At 60.7% G+C, this 17233-nt stretch carries 14 protein-coding genes; 8 read left to right on the forward strand and 6 right to left on the reverse strand.

What is annotated here, in order from left to right; genetic code table 11:
- A partial coding sequence (locus tag RT460_RS18270) for a hypothetical protein (protein WP_313321066.1) occupies positions 1–285 on the forward strand: 285 nt, incomplete at its 5' end.
- A 202-nt stretch (positions 286–487) separates the two neighbouring features.
- On the opposite strand, the gene RT460_RS18275 is transcribed toward RT460_RS18270, so the two are convergent.
- From RT460_RS18275 to RT460_RS18290, 4 genes are read right to left on the reverse strand one after another with little or no spacing between them, the layout of a single operon-like run.
- The gene (locus tag RT460_RS18275) at positions 488–4012 is read right to left on the reverse strand and encodes an AAA domain-containing protein (protein WP_313321068.1); all 3525 of its coding nucleotides are present in this window, start codon (positions 4010–4012) and stop codon (positions 488–490) included.
- A 14-nt stretch (positions 4013–4026) separates the two neighbouring features.
- Entirely contained in the window at positions 4027–4590 is a 564-nt protein-coding gene (locus RT460_RS18280; RefSeq protein WP_313321070.1) for a hypothetical protein, read from the reverse strand.
- 32 nt (positions 4591–4622) lie between these two features.
- Positions 4623–6377 carry a hypothetical protein gene (locus tag RT460_RS18285; RefSeq protein ID WP_313321072.1) on the reverse strand — a complete coding sequence of 585 codons (1755 nt, stop codon included), beginning with the start codon at positions 6375–6377 and terminating at the stop codon, positions 4623–4625.
- 34 nt (positions 6378–6411) lie between these two features.
- Positions 6412–6957: a lysozyme inhibitor LprI family protein gene (locus RT460_RS18290; RefSeq protein WP_313321074.1), complete on the reverse strand. Its 546-nt coding sequence runs from the start codon at positions 6955–6957 to the stop codon at positions 6412–6414.
- A 232-nt stretch (positions 6958–7189) separates the two neighbouring features.
- On the opposite strand from RT460_RS18290, the gene RT460_RS18295 reads away from it, so the two are divergent.
- Complete coding sequence (locus RT460_RS18295; RefSeq protein WP_313321076.1) at positions 7190–7570, forward strand: hypothetical protein; 381 nt, start codon at positions 7190–7192, stop codon at positions 7568–7570.
- Between the two features lie 631 nt (positions 7571–8201).
- Here the strand turns inward: RT460_RS18295 and RT460_RS18300 are convergent.
- Positions 8202–8579, reverse strand: coding sequence for a hypothetical protein (locus RT460_RS18300; RefSeq protein WP_313321078.1), 378 nt, complete (start codon positions 8577–8579; stop codon positions 8202–8204).
- 637 nt (positions 8580–9216) lie between these two features.
- Here RT460_RS18300 and cyoA point away from each other — a divergent pair.
- The 5 genes from cyoA (at position 9217) to radA (ending at position 15100) form a co-directional block, all read left to right on the forward strand.
- Positions 9217–10278: a ubiquinol oxidase subunit II gene (gene cyoA / locus RT460_RS18305; RefSeq protein WP_313321080.1), complete on the forward strand. Its 1062-nt coding sequence runs from the start codon at positions 9217–9219 to the stop codon at positions 10276–10278.
- Between the two features lie 2 nt (positions 10279–10280).
- Complete coding sequence (cyoB, locus tag RT460_RS18310) at positions 10281–12278, forward strand: cytochrome o ubiquinol oxidase subunit I (RefSeq protein WP_313321082.1); 1998 nt, start codon at positions 10281–10283, stop codon at positions 12276–12278.
- A 17-nt stretch (positions 12279–12295) separates the two neighbouring features.
- A complete protein-coding gene (gene cyoC, locus RT460_RS18315) occupies positions 12296–12913 on the forward strand; it encodes a cytochrome o ubiquinol oxidase subunit III (RefSeq protein ID WP_313321090.1) in 618 nt (205 codons plus the stop codon).
- Positions 12913–13251, forward strand: a complete 339-nt coding sequence (gene cyoD, locus RT460_RS18320) for a cytochrome o ubiquinol oxidase subunit IV (protein WP_057629694.1) — start codon at positions 12913–12915, stop codon at positions 13249–13251. Before cyoC ends, cyoD begins: the two co-directional genes overlap by 1 nt.
- A gap of 463 nt (positions 13252–13714) precedes the next feature.
- Positions 13715–15100, forward strand: coding sequence for a DNA repair protein RadA (gene radA, locus RT460_RS18325; protein WP_313321084.1), 1386 nt, complete (start codon positions 13715–13717; stop codon positions 15098–15100).
- 158 nt (positions 15101–15258) lie between these two features.
- Here radA and ccsA read toward each other — a convergent pair whose 3' ends face one another.
- Positions 15259–16050 carry a cytochrome c biogenesis protein CcsA gene (gene ccsA / locus RT460_RS18330; RefSeq protein ID WP_313321086.1) on the reverse strand — a complete coding sequence of 264 codons (792 nt, stop codon included), beginning with the start codon at positions 16048–16050 and terminating at the stop codon, positions 15259–15261.
- 109 nt (positions 16051–16159) lie between these two features.
- Between ccsA and ffh the strand changes: the two genes are divergently transcribed.
- Positions 16160–17233 (forward strand): signal recognition particle protein (gene ffh / locus RT460_RS18335; RefSeq protein WP_313321088.1); only part of this gene is annotated, 1074 nt, incomplete at its 3' end.

A 17233-nucleotide genomic window follows, 5' to 3' on the forward strand; every position in this document is an offset into this window, starting at 1 on the left:
ATAAGATCAAAACCGGACTCTAAACCCGACCTCTACTCAGGCCGGGGGGACGTCGGCTCAGTACTCGCAATTGCGTCGGACGACCTCGTGGAATCGAGCCTTCAGGACATGGGCGATCTTTTCACTACACTCACGGACGCCTTGGCGGCGCAAGGTTACGGCGTGGAAGAATTTGCTCGCCGGGTGGCGGTGGAATTGTCGAAGGTGGAGCCGCCAAAAGGGGAAATTTCTGGTGAACATCATCCGGATGGAGGCGGCATCGACACTGCATTCGAGCCCTCATGATGTTGCGATGGTGGCGCGTTATTGGCGGCATCGTGCGGCCATGTTTGGCACATGTGGCGATGATGGTGGCTGAAAGGTGGTGCGGATCAGAAACTTGCAACGCTTGTATCACCATACTGCCCACCTTCTACCACTGGGATAGCACCTTCCTCGCAATAAGATGTCCAGTTGTGCCCAAGATCCCGCCATCAAGGCTAACGATTCAGGTATGGTCGCTCGTGATGCGGTCTCGAAGGCTCGCTCGCATAATTTCGATTTCGCTCACCAGCCCGGCGCCGCGATAAGCCAGCGAGGTTTCGTGCCGGGCGTATCGCTCGTCACGTCTGGCGCTGAACCAGTTGAACGAGCCGACGCAGTACAGGTCGTCGTCACCAATCAGCACCTTGCTGTGGACTCTGGCGACGAAAGCGACTTGGATTCCCGCATCGCGCAGGATGTTGGCGGTGGCATGTAGCGTCTGGTGATTCTGATCCCGCTTTCCGGGGTCGCTGCCGATGTTGAGTTCCGGGTCCGTGTAGATCGCCACTTTCACGCCACGCTGGATTGCGGCGCGCATGGAGCCGAGCGCGCCGATCTCCTCGATGCGCTCAAGGATGATCCAAGGCGACACGATATGGATTTCGCGTCCCGCTCTGGCAAGGGTGTCCAGCAGGAATGCATCGTGCTCCTGTGCGTCCCGCAGCGGACGGACGGCAGCGCCCGTGCGCCGCAGGTCTTGCCGTATCCCCAGCTCGAAATGGAGGGCGTTGCCGGAATCCTGGAAGAGATAGGCGGCCAACAAACCGCGCGGCGTTCCCTTCGGGGCCGCCTCGAATACATCCATGTCGCCGAACACCAGAAATGTGTTCTTCGCCCGCGATACTGCTACGTTCAGCATGCTCGGGCTGCGGTCGATGAAGCCACCATTGGCATGCTTGGTGTACGTCGGAGAGAAGATCACGACCGGACGCTCGGCGCCTTGCAGCGAGTGCACAGTACCGACAGTCACACCGCCGTCGTCATTGCCAACCTCGATGCCCACGCTGCGGCAGGCATTGGAGATGGCTTGCACCTGTGCCCCGAAAGGCGTCACCACCCCCACAGTCTTGTGTAGTGGCTGCCCATAGGTGGCTTCCAGCGACGCGCGATGCTCCGCAAGCCATGCGGCGATGGTCTCCGCCTCATGCGCATTCTGCCGGCTCCCACCGCTGCTCTTCTGGCAGATGCCGTCGATGTGGAGGTATCCCATCGCTGGCAGTCCATCCTGTTTGTCGGCAGGCGCCTGTGCCTTCGGTCCACCCCTCGGGAGTAGCTTGCCCCGATAGCACAGCGCGTTGCAGTAACTGATGATTTCGTCGAAGCAGCGGCGGTGTTCGTATAGGAACATGCCACGGGCGAGATCGGGGTCGTAGTGGTATCGGGTCAGTGCTTGTGCAATCCGCATCACGCTGCCACGAGCGACTGTCTTTCCGATCTCGGAAAGGCGGTCGTAGCCATCCTCATGGCTCTCGTTTGAAAGTAGCTTGGCGCTGTGCAGGTTGCCGATGTCAACGCTCGCGGGAATCGACCAGATCGGTTCGATCTGCAACGTGTCGCCGATCACCAAAGCTCTCCTGCCGAGCGCAAATGAAGCGCCAGCGACTTCCGGAAGCACTTGTCCGGCTTCATCGACGATGAGAAGGTCGGCAAAGTCGTAGAGGTAGTCTGGAACAAAGCCGCTTCCGTCGTGCCGAGAAACCAGCATTTCCTTGGGCAACATGAAGAGCGTCGAGACGATGCAGGGTGTCAGTTTCATACGACGCCGCCAACGCTTCTCTAAAGTGACTCGGCCAGTTTTCTTCCGTTCCTGTGCAATCCGTGGTAGCAGTTCCTGCATCTCCAGTAGCCATCGGCCTTCCCAGTAATGCGTGGTCAGCAGAAAGATTGGGAAGCGGATGTACATGTCAGCAAGCGGATCGCAATCGGCTATAGACAAGCTGCTTGCCCGATCCGAGACGCCGAGCGGAACCAGTGCGGCTTGCCAGCGCGTCAGATAATCGCGCTCCACTTTCAGGACAGCTTCGCCGCGCTCGACGCTGTGGGTCTGCTCGCGTAGGGCTCTGTCGGCTTGGCTGGCAACGGCCTTGATGGCGGATTCAATCTGATCGATAGTCTCCCAAGCGCCTTGCGCATGCTGAGCGAGCCAGACAGGCTTCAGGAATAGGCGAGCCAGCCGTACACGTTTCTTCGCGACAGGTGGCAGCCAGGAGAAGAGGGTATAGAGAAGCGGCTCCTTTGCAAGATAGTATTCCCATCGCTCCGATAGCTCGTCGATGGTGCGTTTCTCGGCCATTGCCGTTTCAAGCAGTTGGCGGCGCTGCGCCATACTGGTGGTCGGCTCCTCGCCCAACTCGGCCCGAACCGCGGAGCGTGCGGCGATCAATTCTGACCAGGCGCCTTCGATGGCGGCAAGCCTCTTCGCTTCGGCTTGAATCGACGCTCGCAATGCGTCCACGACGGTCCGGACTTCGAGCTGTTCCTTGGCAATTTCGGGGAATGCAGCCGAAGCGGCATCCAGATACGCCTGCTGCGCTTTGGCGACATAGGCTTCCGACTCCACCATCTCGAAAAAGCTGCTGGTCTGGTACTTTTGTGATGCCTCGGCCTCTTTGCCTGCGGAAGGGAAGTAGGCACCGAAGCTGTTGACGCCGGGCAGCCAGCGGCCGGCGAACGGGCCCTCGCCGGTTGCAAAATCCTTCCCGAACGCATCGATGACGTTGGTGACGGCTTGATTGTTGGTGGAGGCCGCGACCACGACCGGCGGCTCTGCGTCGGCGATTGCCGCTTCGGCCCATAGCGTGGCTACCACCGATAGCAACAGCGTGGTCTTCCCGGTGCCGGGAGGTCCATTGACCGCAAGGATTTCTCCTGTTTCAGCAGCCAGCAGGTGAGTCAAGGCGTCGCGCTGTGCTGCCGCCAATGAAAATTGGTCGCTGGCATGCGCCAGCCGCTTGGAGAACGCGGCGTTGTTAGGCAGGCAAGGCTCGGGAGAAGAAATATCGGTACTGGCGTAACGGTCGAACAGAGGAGCGGTCGGCGAGTTGGCGCGGATGTGGTCGTAAAGGGGGAGGATGTGCCGGCTGGCGGAGAACGACTCCTTCTTCAGGAGGTGGCCATGCTCGGCGAGTTCGTACCCGTCTTCGGCACCGGGCCAGCCTTGACCGATCCGGTCCAGCAGTTGATCGCAAGCGGCCATGTAGCTTGCCCATTGCTGGTCGAACTCAGCATCGCTGAGCGGCTGGCCGGCATCCGTCGCAACATTGATCCCGGCAATGGTGTTCGTGGTGAGATAGGCATCCTGATCGGATACGTTGCCGATAGAGAACGTCCCGCGCTCCAAGGGCTCCAGAATGTCGCGCGGCACTACCGTCCGGGAGAGCGGGTACAGCCTGCCGTCGCGTGCCAGCATGGCGGGTGCGACGATGGGCGTCACAATGGCCGGTGTTCCGGTGCGCCGCTGTTTGCCGTGTTCGAGTCGAGAAACGTAGACCTTGGTGCGGATCACCACTTCGACGAACTGGGTCTGCTCGGCTTCCGTGGCGAAGCAGGCGTCAATGGTAGGTTGGCTTGCCCGGCCAGCATCCAGTTCCACTCTAGACAGGCGCTGAAATTGCTTGATATCGGTGACCTGAAAGGCTCCGTTACCCACTTCGGAGTCGGCTAGCGAGTTCCGCCAATAGCCTGCATAGGCGAGAGAGTTAGTCTGCATGCTCCTGCTGAACCTTACTTCCGGGAACGCGGCTTTGCCTGCCGGTACTGCTGCTTGTCGCCTGCTCGTTGTCCGTTAGGATCGACGTTGACGCACACTCGTTCGCCGCAGATGGCGGCATCGGAGGCGTAGTAGGCTTGCAGTACAGGGATAGCGTTTTCGTAGCGGCCGAGTTCGTCTTTGACAGCAACCAGCTCCCGGCGGCAATAGCCCAACACGGCCCGGCCGACGAGCAGCACCAGTAACAAGATCGTGCCTGCTGCGCCGAACCACATCCATACAGTCTTGTTCGCCCCTTGCAGCTGTGCGGAAGTAGCCGACACGGCGCGGTCGTATTGAGCGGCAACAGGCGCTACCGCGTCCTTTGCTTCTTGCGCAATCTGTGTACTGGCGCTGCCGACGATCCCTGCGATGTCTCGGCGAAACCGACTCACCTCCTGTTGCAGCGACTGTACCTGCTGGTTGAACGACGCGCTCATGCGCGTTTCGCGCTGAGTCATTTCCGAGCGCAGCAGCATTAAAGCCTTAGCGGCTTCCCTGAGCTCGGTTCGGATTGATTCCAGGCTACCGTTTTCCATTCCGTCACCATATGCCCGTAGGTTTCATGCACTCATAGCCGCATCACCGGCCCTTGCTGGGTCGGTGCTTGGGCGAATTGCTGCTCTTGCGCCTGCTGCCGCTCCAGCGCTTGTTGCTGCCCAAGCAACTGATCGCCTTGCTCAGCCATTCGCTGCCCTTCGGGGGACTGGACGAACTCATTGGCGATGTTGTCAGCCAAATCGTTATTTCCCCTCATCACAGCGGCGTAGTACCTATCCAGGTAGGGATCATTGAACGGGCCTTTTATCGATGTCTGCGGATCACGCCCCTGAATTTCTCGTTCATCGCGCTCGCGTTCGTCAGCAGCAGGGACTGGTTGGGGGATCGCTAGGGCAGGATTTAGGACTGACGGACTCGTCGGCTCTATGGCATTGGTCGGCGCAGGGTCGGCATCAATCGCACGTTGACGCTCGTTATCGTCCAGGCCCTGCGAACCCCCAAAGCCGCGTGGCGCCATCACAGGCGCGACAGTCGGTGCTTGGTTCGGAGTGAACGGACCCCAGTCTTGTTGGTTGGTCGGTGTTGTCGCCGCCGGTGCCTGCTCAGCTGGCTGCTGAGCAGGGCGCAAGACAGGCGCATTCGGATCGACATGAAGCAAACGCTCTGTCGCTCCATCGCGATTGATGTTGAGGTCTACAGTTCCATCCCGATTGTTGACGCGCGTCAGGTTCGCACGATCCACATCGCTCCATGTGCCGCCAACATATGCTTTGCCGACTCCTCTTCCGTCCATCACCACAAAATCGTCGCCCGACGCATACAGGCTCGTCGATTGTGGTCGGCTTTGCCCCCTGTTGTTTGTGGTGTTGTACCCATATGCTCCGCCTTGATCAAGCGCTTCGATGAGCGCTGGGGCGTTGCCCTTCTGCAAGAACAAATCCTTGATCGCTGTGTATTCAGAGCTCAGATTCGGATGCGCAGCGTCTTGGCCCGTTTGTGTCGGGCTAACCACGGGATTACTTAAGACGTCTTGCCAAGCCTGATGAAGAGGGTTCGCATCATCCATATTGCGCAAACTGAGAAGGACATCGGCACCCTTCAGCGCAGCATCGCGGCCGGTTCTCATGTATTCCTGTCTACCATCTGGCAGGTCTTTGATGGCCTGATTCACCTCTGCCAAACTGGTATACCTATTTTCGCCTGTATAATCATCTTGGATTCGGTCCAAAATGCGGCCGCCCCATACCTCGCTCTGGTTGTAGGCTTTCGCCACGACAGTTGCAAGTTTGACCTTATCTTCGATTGTCGCGTTCTGGTACAAAGAAGTTTCTTGAATTTTCGGCATCACACGAGTCATCAGCTTGTCGACCTCGCGTAGGTCGTTGCTGTGAACGTAATTGATGCCATCCGTCGAAGATAGAAACGTGTCAAGATGAGACTTTATTGTTGCATCCATGGTGCGGCCACCCTGGGCTACGATTGTTCCGCCGTTTCTACTCAGGTCACTGATAGTTTGAGTGCGCTGGGCATCAGTCAATACCCAGTCTGGATGGTTAGCAGTTGCCCAAGTCTGATACGCGCCTACAAGGGCAGGAGCCACGTCTGGATGTTGCCCCATATCTGTCTGGAGCGTGCCTATGGAGAGCCCGCTGTTGCCGACGGGTGTCATCACTCCATTTCTGATGTTGCCAGCGAAGGACAGGCGGTTTGAAATGTCGACGCCCGCTTCTACTCCTTCCGAGCCAACCCCAATCGCGAAATAGGATATGGCCTTCAGCTCGGAATCTGTGAGGGTGTCTCTTTGCGCATCGTTTGACTCGGTCATGACCTATCCTCCTTGAAATAACAAAAATCGCTGATCAGTTGTCGAGATACGACTGCTTCAATCCCTTCAGCTTTTCGTTCCGATCTTCGTAGCGGGCTATGATGCAGTCTCCGCTGGCCAACCCTTCGGCACTACCATCTCCGAACACCTTGGACACTATTTCGCAATCGGCATCGGCATACGATTTCCAGTCTCGCTGGGAGACATCAAGCAATTTAGCGGCTGCCACATAGTCAGTCCCACTTGGACCTGGCTTTGATAATGCCGCCCGAATTTCCTGCAAGAGATTGGCTTGGGTAGATTCGAGCTGTTCTTGATATCTGGAATAGCAGCCCGCGTCCGAAAGTTGGCTACCTCCTTGATCGCGAAGGCAGTCAGAAAACCAGCTTTCCTCTTCATTGCCGGGTTCACGGGATGGATCAGCATGTGCGCTATCCCGCGATGTAGGCTTGGCTTGGCCATCTGATGCGGAAGATACGAGCGCTTTTTGACGCGCTACCTCGGCCTGCGCGGCTCGCACTTGCACCGAGCAAGCAGCATTGAGCATCAAGACCATGATCGCGCAAGCGAACCAACGCATTTGAAGACCGACTATCGCCCTTGCCATACAGTTCTCCAACCGCCTCACGATGGTGGCAGTCTAGCCAAAGATGGACTCTAGTCCCATTTCCTCGATGTAGGGATTTTCCTACTGTAGCATCGGAGAATGCCCTATTGATGGTCCAGGCTGGGGACGATGGCCTGTGGCCACCGTGTGCACAGGCCGGGGGGGTGAACCCAGTGACTGGCACCTCAATGCTGCGGATACATGCATGCCGGTACTCCGCGCTGGCATCACCGCGGACTTCCTGAGCCAGAACGTTGACGAAAATATCGCCTCGGATAAACGTGAACTATGTTTTGCCCAGGGTTTCATTGTTCAACCTACTCGACTCAACAGGCCCTTCGGAAAATCCTGCGGCTGTAATGGATTTCCGGAATTGATCTATATCGATCCCACATTTGGTCCCGGAGGCGGGAGTATCCGTGGCCCCGTCGAATTCGAGGCGCGCGGACTTCGTGCGTGGTTCTTGCGTGCGCTCTGTAAAACTGACCAGGTAGGATCCACCGGTATCTTTAAGCTGTTGGGAAAATGCTTGGTACCCATCTTCCTCGGCAAAATACTGGGCCTCATCGTGTTCTTTCGGCGGTAACTGCATCGCTGTCCAAAATCGATTGCGATCAAGGTCTGACTCTGATCGGATAGTGCCGATGAACGTCGTGAAGTTCCTTGCGACGCTGTCTGCAGCGACGAGGCGGGGAAACTCATGGGGGCGCTGGACGGGCATCGAGTCGTTGCTGGGGGTATCGATCCTGGAAGGCTGCGTGGCGTGAGTGGTGACCAATGGTCTTTCAGTAGCGCACGCAGTCAGTACAGTACATGTGGCTAGCAACAAGCATCCAAGGACCTTGCCTGGTCTTGCTGGGGCTGGTCCGACTATCGCGTAGGCCTCCTTGCTTCGTTTTGCATCTGCAGTAAATGAGATGAGTGGGCCTCTGTGACCGTTCTCTGACCCCGGTTTTCTCACTCGCGTGGTTTTGCTTGGCGGTATTGGCGTTTGTTCCCTGCATGCTGTCCATTGGGGGCCACGTTCACGCATGCCCGTCCCCCGTACAGCGCGGTGTCGGAGGCGTAGTACACCTTGCAGCACCGGGATGGCGTCGTCATGGCGGTTGAACGCTTCCTGCACCGACGCGAGCTCGCGGCGGTAATAGCCCATGACTGCCCAGCAGGGCAGAGTGGCGAGCAGGGGCGCGATGACCTTTGCATTGCCCTCCGGCGTCTCAGCCAGCGATGTCCCTGGGCGTGCGTGCAACCTGTACAGCGCTGACGCTACTGCCGTCCCTGGAATCGAGCGTGACAAACCAGTTGACCGGCGTGGGCGGGGCCGTGATGCGCTGCGCGGGTGTGGGCTCGACCGGCGTTGCGGTGATGCACAGGGTGGAAGATTGCAGGCCCTGCGCCGAGGGCTCGGTCGGGTTGCAGGTAAAGCCCTGCGCGGAAAGCGCGCGGGTTGCGTCTGCAAGTGATGCCCCGATCGGCGCCCACTGCGCCAGTTGCGTTCTTGCATCCGCAGCCGACTGCTGGAAACGGAACGAGGGGGAGGGGGTGTCGACATCACCCGTGGCGGAACATCCTGTCGCTGTCAGCAGGGAAATCATCAGTACACCCAGCGGGCCTGCCGCCTGCTGTAACCGGGGCGATGCGGGCGCCGGGGGGGCGGGTATCGATGGGAACTTACCGGGTCTCATTGGCTCTCCTGGCACCGGACCAAGGGATGTGACATTTTCAGTCTCCAATATTCGATGTTATCTGCCGGTTCACCTCCATTAATCGATTTCCCCCGCTTCCGGGCAGCGTTTGCATTCAATGCGATGCGGGGCCAGCCATTGAAGGAGGCGCTGAAGGCGGAAAGGCAGCGCCGGTGCGGAAATCCGGCAGCGTCTATGGCGGAAATGCTGGCCGTTTGGTGCGACATGGCCTACGTCAACCGCGGGCCAATGCGGGGTGATTGCGCTGATCTGGGCGCCTCACCTGCGCCGCCTGTTGCCGGTTGGGTTCGGGCGAGCCTGCGACAGCCGGTCGCAGGTGCGACAACATGTCGCACACCGGGCACCGCTTTTGCTGCGTGAAATCATTGTCAATGGCTTTCTTAAGTGGTGTGTGAAGCCTAAAATTGCGGGGCTGACCTGTAGCTCCCTGTTCAGCTGTCGCCGCCGGGCAATCCGGGGGCGGCCTTCCGCGCCAGCGGTTGGCAGGGCTACAGGGGGCAGTACCCCACCGCAATTGGATCGACCGATGATTCCGTTGAAAACTCTTGGGCGCTTGTTGCGCCCGGGCCTCATTGTCGCGATGGCCGTCATGATGACGGGCTGCGACTGGGCCTTGTTTGACCCGAAGGGCCAGATTGCCCGGGATGAGCTGACGCTGCTGATCACCTGTACGGTGCTGATGCTGCTGGTGGTGATTCCGGTGATCGTGCTGACGCTGGTGTTCGCGTGGAAGTACCGCGCATCCAACACCAAGGCCCGTTACGAGCCCAACTGGTCTCACTCCACCGCCATCGAAGTGGTGGTCTGGTCGATCCCGTGCATGATCATCCTGGTCCTGGCGGTACTGACCTGGCGCTCCTCGCACGCGCTGGATCCGTACAAGCCGCTGGAGTCTGATACCAAGCCGGTGGTGATCGAAGCGATCTCGCTGGACTGGAAGTGGCTGTTCGTCTACCCGGAAGAGAACATCGCCGTGGTCAACGAGCTGACCTTCCCGGTTGATGCCCCGCTGAACTTCAAGATCACCGCCGATACGGTGATGAATGCGTTCTTCATTCCGCATCTGGGCAGCATGATCTACTCGATGGCCGGCATGGAAACCAAGCTGCACCTCATCGCCGATGAGGCGGGCAGCTATGAAGGCCGCTCCTCGCATTACAGCGGTGCGGGCTTCAGCAAGATGCATTTCACCGCCCACGCGGTGAGCAACGAGGAATACCAGGCCTGGTTGGCCAAGGTGCGCGGCGATGCCAAGGTCATGGACCAGAAGGCATTCACCGACCTGAGCGCCGAGCGCAACCACGACTGGTACCCGGTGACCTATTACGGCAGCACCGAAGCCGGTCTGTTCGACGCGATCATGGCCAAGCATGCCGGTGAGAACCACCACTACGGCATGAAGCACGACGGCAAGGCGATGTCCCACGAGGGCATGGACCATGCTGCGATGGGTCATGAAGGCATGGATCACGCCGCCATGGGCCACGAAGGCCATGACGCCGCTGCGCCTGCTGCCGAGGCTGACGGTCACACTGCAAACGAGCAGCCCGAAGCCGCACATGCCGGCCACGGTCCCTCGGGAGAATGACGATGCTTGGAAAACTCTCTCTTGATTCACTGCCGCACGATCCCATCGTGCTCACCACCCTTATTGGCGCGATCCTGGGCGGCCTGGCTGTTGTAGCCGCGGTCACCAAGTTCAAGCTGTGGGGCTACCTGTGGAAGGAATGGTTCACCTCGGTGGACCATAAGAAGATCGGTGCGATGTACCTGATCGTGGCCTTCGTGATGCTGCTGCGCGGCTTCTCGGACGCGATCATGATGCGTGCCCAGCAGGCCGTTGCCGCTGGCGGCGCCGAAGGCTACCTGCCGCCGCACCACTACGACCAGATCTTCACCGCCCACGGCGTGATCATGATCTTCTTCGTGGCCATGCCGCTGATCACCGGTTTGATGAACCTGGTGGTGCCGCTGCAGATCGGTGCGCGCGACGTTGCCTTCCCGTTTCTGAACTCGCTGAGCTTCTGGCTGTTCGTTGCAGGCTGTGGCCTGATGATGATCTCGCTGTGGATCGGTGAATTCGCGGCAACCGGCTGGCTGGCGTTCCCACCCTTGTCAGGGCTGGAATACAGTAAAAGCGTAGGTATGGATTACTACATCTGGGCCCTGCAGGTATCGGGCCTGGGTACCACGCTGAGCGGTATCAACTTCTTCATCACCATCCTCAAGATGCGCACCCCGGGCATGAAGCTGATGCACATGCCGGTGTTCAGCTGGACCGCGCTGGTCACCAACCTGCTGATCATCGCTGCGTTCCCGGTGCTGACCATCACCCTGGTGCTGCTGACCCTGGACCGTTACCTGGGTACGCACTTCTTCACCAACGATGGTGGCGGCAACGCCATGCTGTACATCAACCTGATCTGGATCTGGGGTCACCCGGAGGTCTACATCCTGGTGCTGCCGGCATTTGGTGTGTTCTCTGAAGTGATCGCCACGTTCTCGCGCAAGACCCTGTTCGGCTACAAGGGCATGGTCTACGCCACCTGTGCGATCGGTGTGCTGTCGTTCCTGGTGTGGTTGCACCACTTCTTCACCATGGGCTCGGGTGCCAACGTCAATGCCTTCTTCGGCATCACGACGATGATCATCTCGATCCCGACTGGCGTGAAGATCTTCAACTGGCTGTTCACGATGTACCGCGGCCGTGTGCACTTCACCTCGCCGGTGTTGTGGACCATCGGCTTCATGGTCACCTTCACCATCGGCGGCATGACCGGCGTGATGCTGGCGATCCCGGCCATCGACTTCGTGCTGCACAACTCGCTGTTCCTGATTGCCCACTTCCACAACGTCATCATCGGCGGCGTGGTGTTCGGCATGTTTGCCGGTATCACCTACTGGTGGCCGAAGATGTTCGGCTTCAAGCTGGATGAAACCTGGGGCAAGCGCGCGTTCTGGGGCTGGTTCATCGGCTTCTACGTGGCGTTCATGCCGCTGTACGCACTGGGCTTCATGGGTGCAACGCGTCGTATGCAGAGCTACCCGAACATGGAGTACCAGCCGTTCTTCGTGGTTGCCGCCATCGGTGCCGCGATCATCGCCCTGGGCATCCTGTGTCAGGTGATCCAGATCGCCGTGTCCATCCGCGACCGCAAGAAGAACGCCGACCTGACCGGCGACCCGTGGGATGCCCGTACCCTGGAGTGGGAAACCGCTTCTCCGGTGCAGTTCTACAACTTCGCCGTGCTGCCGAAGGGCGAAGAGCTGGACGATTTCTGGCACCGCAAGCAGCGTGGTGAGGCCTGGCGCCGTCCGGCCAAGTACACCGACATCCACATGCCGAAGAACACCGGCACCGGCGTTGTCATCGGTGCGTTCAGCCTGGTGCTGGGCTTTGCGATGGTGTGGCACATGTGGGTGTTGGCCATCATCGGCCTGGTTGGCATGATCGCCACCTTCATCTACCGCACCTTCGACAAGGACGTGGATTACTGGGTGCCGGCCGCTGAAGTCGAACGTATCGAGAACGAACACCACAAGCACCTGGTTGCCCAGGGCCTGGTGAAGACCGAGGTGAAGGCATGAGCACGAACGCCCACACGATGACCCACGGTTCCGCCGCTCACGCGGCGGACCATGGCGATGACCATCACGAGCATCACGACACCAGCGAGAACACCGTCTTCGGTTTCTGGGTGTACCTGATGAGCGATCTGCTCATCTTCGCCACCCTGTTCGTGACCTACGTTGTGCTGTCCGGTGCCACCAATGGCGGCCCGTCGGCCAAGGACCTGTTCGAGCTGCCGTTCGTGGCGTGGGAAACCGCGTTGCTGCTGCTGTCCTCGCTGACCTTCGGCCTGGGCATGATTGCCATGCACCAGTCCAAGAAGGGCCTGATGTTCTTCTGGCTGGCCATCACCTGGTTGCTGGGTGCCGGCTTCATGGGCATGGAAATCTACGAGTTCAACCACCTGATCCACGCCGGTCACGGCCCGGACAAGAGTGCCTTCCTGTCGGCGTTCTTCGCCCTGGTTGGTACCCACGGTCTGCACGTGAGCGCAGGCATGCTGTGGTTGCTGGTGATGTTCGTCCAGCTCAAGCAGGACGGCCTGACCCAGCGCAACAAGACCCGCATGGCGTGCCTGAGCCTGTTCTGGCACTTCCTGGATCTGGTCTGGATCGGCGTGTTCTCTGTCGTTTATCTGTCGGGAGCGATGTAATGTCCGCACATGACAATCATGCACACGGTGCCGCTGGCGAGAGCCACGGCAGCGTCAAGTCCTACCTGATCGGCTTCGTGCTGGCCGCGGTGCTCACCATCATTCCGTTCTGGGTGGTGATGAGCGGTGGCATGTCGACCTTCGCCACCGGTGCGGTGGTGGTGGTGGCAGGCATCCTGCAGCTGCTGGTGCACCTGGTGTTCTTCCTTCACCTGGACCGTTCCTCGGCTGCCCGTTGGAACGTCAATGCCGGCATGTTCACCCTGGTGGTGATCGGCATCATCGTGCTGGGCACGTTGTGGGTCATGTGGAACATGAACCACCACATGATGCACTGAGCGGCTTGATCGCTTGATGCACAGCAAAGGCCGCCGCAAGGCGGCCTTTGCGTTTCCGCTATCCGCGGTGCCGAGCCATGCTCGGCGAAAGCGATATCTGTAGTGCCGAGCCATGCTCGGCGAAAGCGATATCTGTAGTGCCGAGCCATGCTCGGCGAAAGCGGTGTCTGTAGTGCCGAGCCATGCTCGGCAGAGGCTTTACCGGTACCACCCCTGCCGAGCATGGCTCGGCACTACCAAACGCAGGGCAGTCGGTAGCCCGGGTAAGCGCAGCGCACCCGGGAGCCTCGGCGATCATGTCCTGGCTGCGCTTACCCGGGCTACGCGCTTGCTGGAGGCGTCGGCGAAAAGGCGTTGCCGAGCATGGTTCGGCACTACATGACGGCGGCGCGGTAGGGCGGTCGCAGTGTTTGCGACCGTGCTCGGCTATCCTGCTGATCATCTTTCCGCACCTGGATCATCCATGGCCAAGACCCGCAATGTCGCCTATGTCTGCAGCGAATGCGGCGCCGAATACAGCAAGTGGCAGGGCCAATGCACCGAATGCGGCGCCTGGAACGTCCTCAGCGAGATCGTGCTGGAGTCTGCCACCGCCGCCAAATCCCCCGCATCGCGGCGCAGCGGTTGGGCCGGCAAGGTCGAAGCCCCAAAGATCACTGCGTTGAAGGACGTGCAGCAGACCGATCATCTGCGCGTGTCCACCGGCATCGGTGAGTTTGACCGGGTGCTTGGCGGTGGCCTGGTCGAAGGCGCGGTTGTGCTGGTCGGTGGCGATCCGGGCATCGGTAAATCCACCTTGCTGCTGCAGGCAGTGGCGAAGATGGCAGGCACCTTGCCGGTGCTCTATGTCACCGGTGAGGAATCGCTGGCGCAGGTTGCCGGCCGCGCGGTGCGGTTGGACCTGCCGCTGGAAGGTGTCAACGCACTGGCTGAAACCGGCGTCGAACACATCCTGCAGCATGCCGCGACGGCACGTCCCAAGTTGATCGTTGCCGACTCGGTGCAGACCTTGTGGACCGAAGCACTGACCGCCGCACCAGGCTCGGTCAGTCAGGTGCGCGAGAGCGCGGCGCGACTGGTGCGTTTTGCCAAGGAAACCGGCACCGCCGTGTTCCTGGTGGGGCACGTCACGAAGGAGGGCGGCATCGCCGGCCCGCGCGTGCTCGAACACATGGTCGATGCGGTGCTGTATTTCGAAGGCGAAAGTGGCAGTCGCTTCCGCGTGCTGCGTGCGTTCAAGAACCGCTTTGGTGCGGTCAATGAGCTGGGCGTGTTCGCGATGGGCGAGAAGGGGCTCAAGGAAGTCCCCAATCCGTCGGCGATCTTCCTGTCCGGCGGCAGCACCCGGCAGCCGGGCAGCTGCGTGATGGTGACCCGCGAGGGCACGCGTCCGTTGCTGGTCGAGGTGCAAGCTTTGGTGGATTCGTCGCCGCTGTCGAATCCGCGCCGCGTCGCGGTGGGGCTGGAGCAGAACCGTTTGGCGATGTTGTTGGCGGTGCTGCACCGTCACGGCGGCGTGCTGGTGGGGGACCAGGACGTATTCGTCAACGTGGTCGGTGGCATCCGCGTGCAGGAGACGGCGGTGGATTTGCCGGTGCTGCTGGCGGTGCTGTCCTCGTTGCAGGATCGGCCGTTGGCGGAGAAGACAATTGCGTTCGGCGAGGTGGGTTTGTCTGGCGAGATCCGTCCTGTGCCCAATGGCGAGGATCGATTGCGCGAAGCGGCCACGCATGGCTTCAAGCGCGCGATCGTGCCCAAGGCCAATGCGCCGAAGGCGGGCGCGGTGAAGGGCATGGAAGTGATCGCGGTTGAGCGCCTGTCACAGGCGCTGGAAGCGGCGATGGAATGACGTCATGTCATGTAGTGCCGAGCCATGCTCGGCAGGGGCAGTACCGGTAAAGCATCTGCCGAGCATGGCTCGGCACTACAGGTGAGGCAGTTGCCGAGCATGGCTCGGCACTACAGGTGAGGCAGTTGCCGAGCATGGCTCGGCACTACAGCTCCTTGTCAGGCCCGGCCGAGGACCAGCTCGATCACGAACTGGCTGCCGAAGAATGCCAACAGCAACAGCGCCATGGCAGTCAGCGTCCAGTGCACGGCCTTGGCACCACGCCAGCCGTAACGGCGGCGGCCAATCAGCAGGGTGCCGAATACCACCCACGACAACACGCTGAGCACGGTCTTGTGCACCAGCTTCTGCGCCAGCAGGTTGTCGACGAACAGCACGCCGGTCAGCAGGGTAAGGGTGAGCAGGCAGAAGCCGACTGCAATCGTGCGGAACAGCAGGGTTTCCAGATCCGCCAACGGCGGCAGGGCGCGTAGCCACGGGCGGAAATCGCGGCGCCGCAAGGCGCGTTCCTGCAGCCACAGCATGATCGCCAGCAGGGCGGCGACACTCAGGGTGGCGTAGGCCAGCAATGCCAGCCAGGCGTGCAGGGCCAGGCGCCAGCCAAGCACCTTGCTCGGCTCATGGCCATAGCCGTGGTAGGCCAGCAGCAGGAGCGCGGCGATCGGGAATACCAGTACGCCCAGTGCTGCCATGCGCCCGCGCGCGCCCACCAGCGTTGTCAGCAGGGCCATGCCCAGCCCCACCAGGGACAGGGCGGCGAAGAAATGCATGTCCGGGCCACCGCTGGTGCGCAGCGCCACCATGACGTGATAACCGCCGTGCAGCAGCACCGCCACCCCGGCCGGCCATAGCCAGCTGCTGGACAGCGCGGAACGGTCCGCCCGCAGGCCGCGCACGAGCAGGGCCGTGGCCAGCAGATAGAGGGCGGTCGCGATGAGAACGATTGTCATCGACACAGTTTCGCACACGGACCCGCTGCTGGCGATGTGATCCGCCAGCGGCGGCAGTGGCCGCTATACTTGGCAACTCTGTATCCACGCTCCGCAGGTTGCACCGTATATGTTCGAGTCACTGACCCAGCGCCTTTCCGGCACCATCGAGCGCCTGCGTGGGCGCGGCCGCCTGACCGAGGAAAACATCCGCGAAGCCACGCGTGAAGTCCGCATCGCCCTGCTTGAGGCCGACGTGGCCTTGCCGGTGGTGCAGGCCCTGGTCGAGAAGATCAAGGTCCGCGCGGTCGGCCAGGAAGTACTCAAGTCACTGACCCCGGGCCAGGCCCTGATCAAGGTCGTGCGCGACGAGCTGACCGCGGTGATGGGCTCGCAGGCCACCGACCTGAACCTCAACGTGCCTGCGCCGGCCATCATCCTGATGGCGGGCCTGCAGGGCGCCGGCAAGACCACCACCGTGGGCAAGCTGGCCAAGCACCTGAAGGAAAAGCGCAAGAAGAAGGTGATGGTGGTTTCGGCCGACGTCTACCGCCCGGCCGCGATCGAGCAGTTGAAGACCCTGGCCGACCAGGTTGGCGTGCTGTTCTTCCCGTCCAGCCCGGACCAGAAGCCGGTGGACATCGTCCGCGCCGCCATCGATGACGCGCGCAAGTCGTTTGCCGACGTGCTGCTGGTCGATACCGCCGGCCGCCTGGCCATCGACGAAGCGATGATGGCCGAGATCAAGGCCCTGCACGCGGCGATCAACCCGGCCGAAACGCTGTTCGTGGTCGATTCGATGACCGGCCAGGACGCGGCCAACACCGCCAAGGCGTTCGGCGAGGCACTGCCGCTGACCGGCGTGGTGCTGACCAAGACCGACGGTGACGCCCGTGGCGGTGCCGCGCTGAGCGTGCGCTACATCACCGGCAAGCCGATCAAGTTCACCGGTACCGGTGAAAAGGTCGACGGCCTGGATGTGTTCCATCCCGAGCGCGTGGCCAGCCGCATCCTGGACATGGGCGACGTGCTGTCGCTGGTGGAGCAGGTTGAGCAGCAGGTCGACAAGGACAAGGCGCAGAAGCTGGCCGAGAAGGTCGCCAAGGGCAAGAAGTTCGACTTGAACGACATGCGCGACCAGTTGGAACAGATGCAGAACATGGGCGGCATCGGCGGCCTGATGGACAAGCTGCCGGGCCTGGGC

It is taken from the genome of Stenotrophomonas sp., assembly GCF_032061965.1.
Classification (GTDB): Bacteria; Pseudomonadota; Gammaproteobacteria; order Xanthomonadales; family Xanthomonadaceae; genus Stenotrophomonas.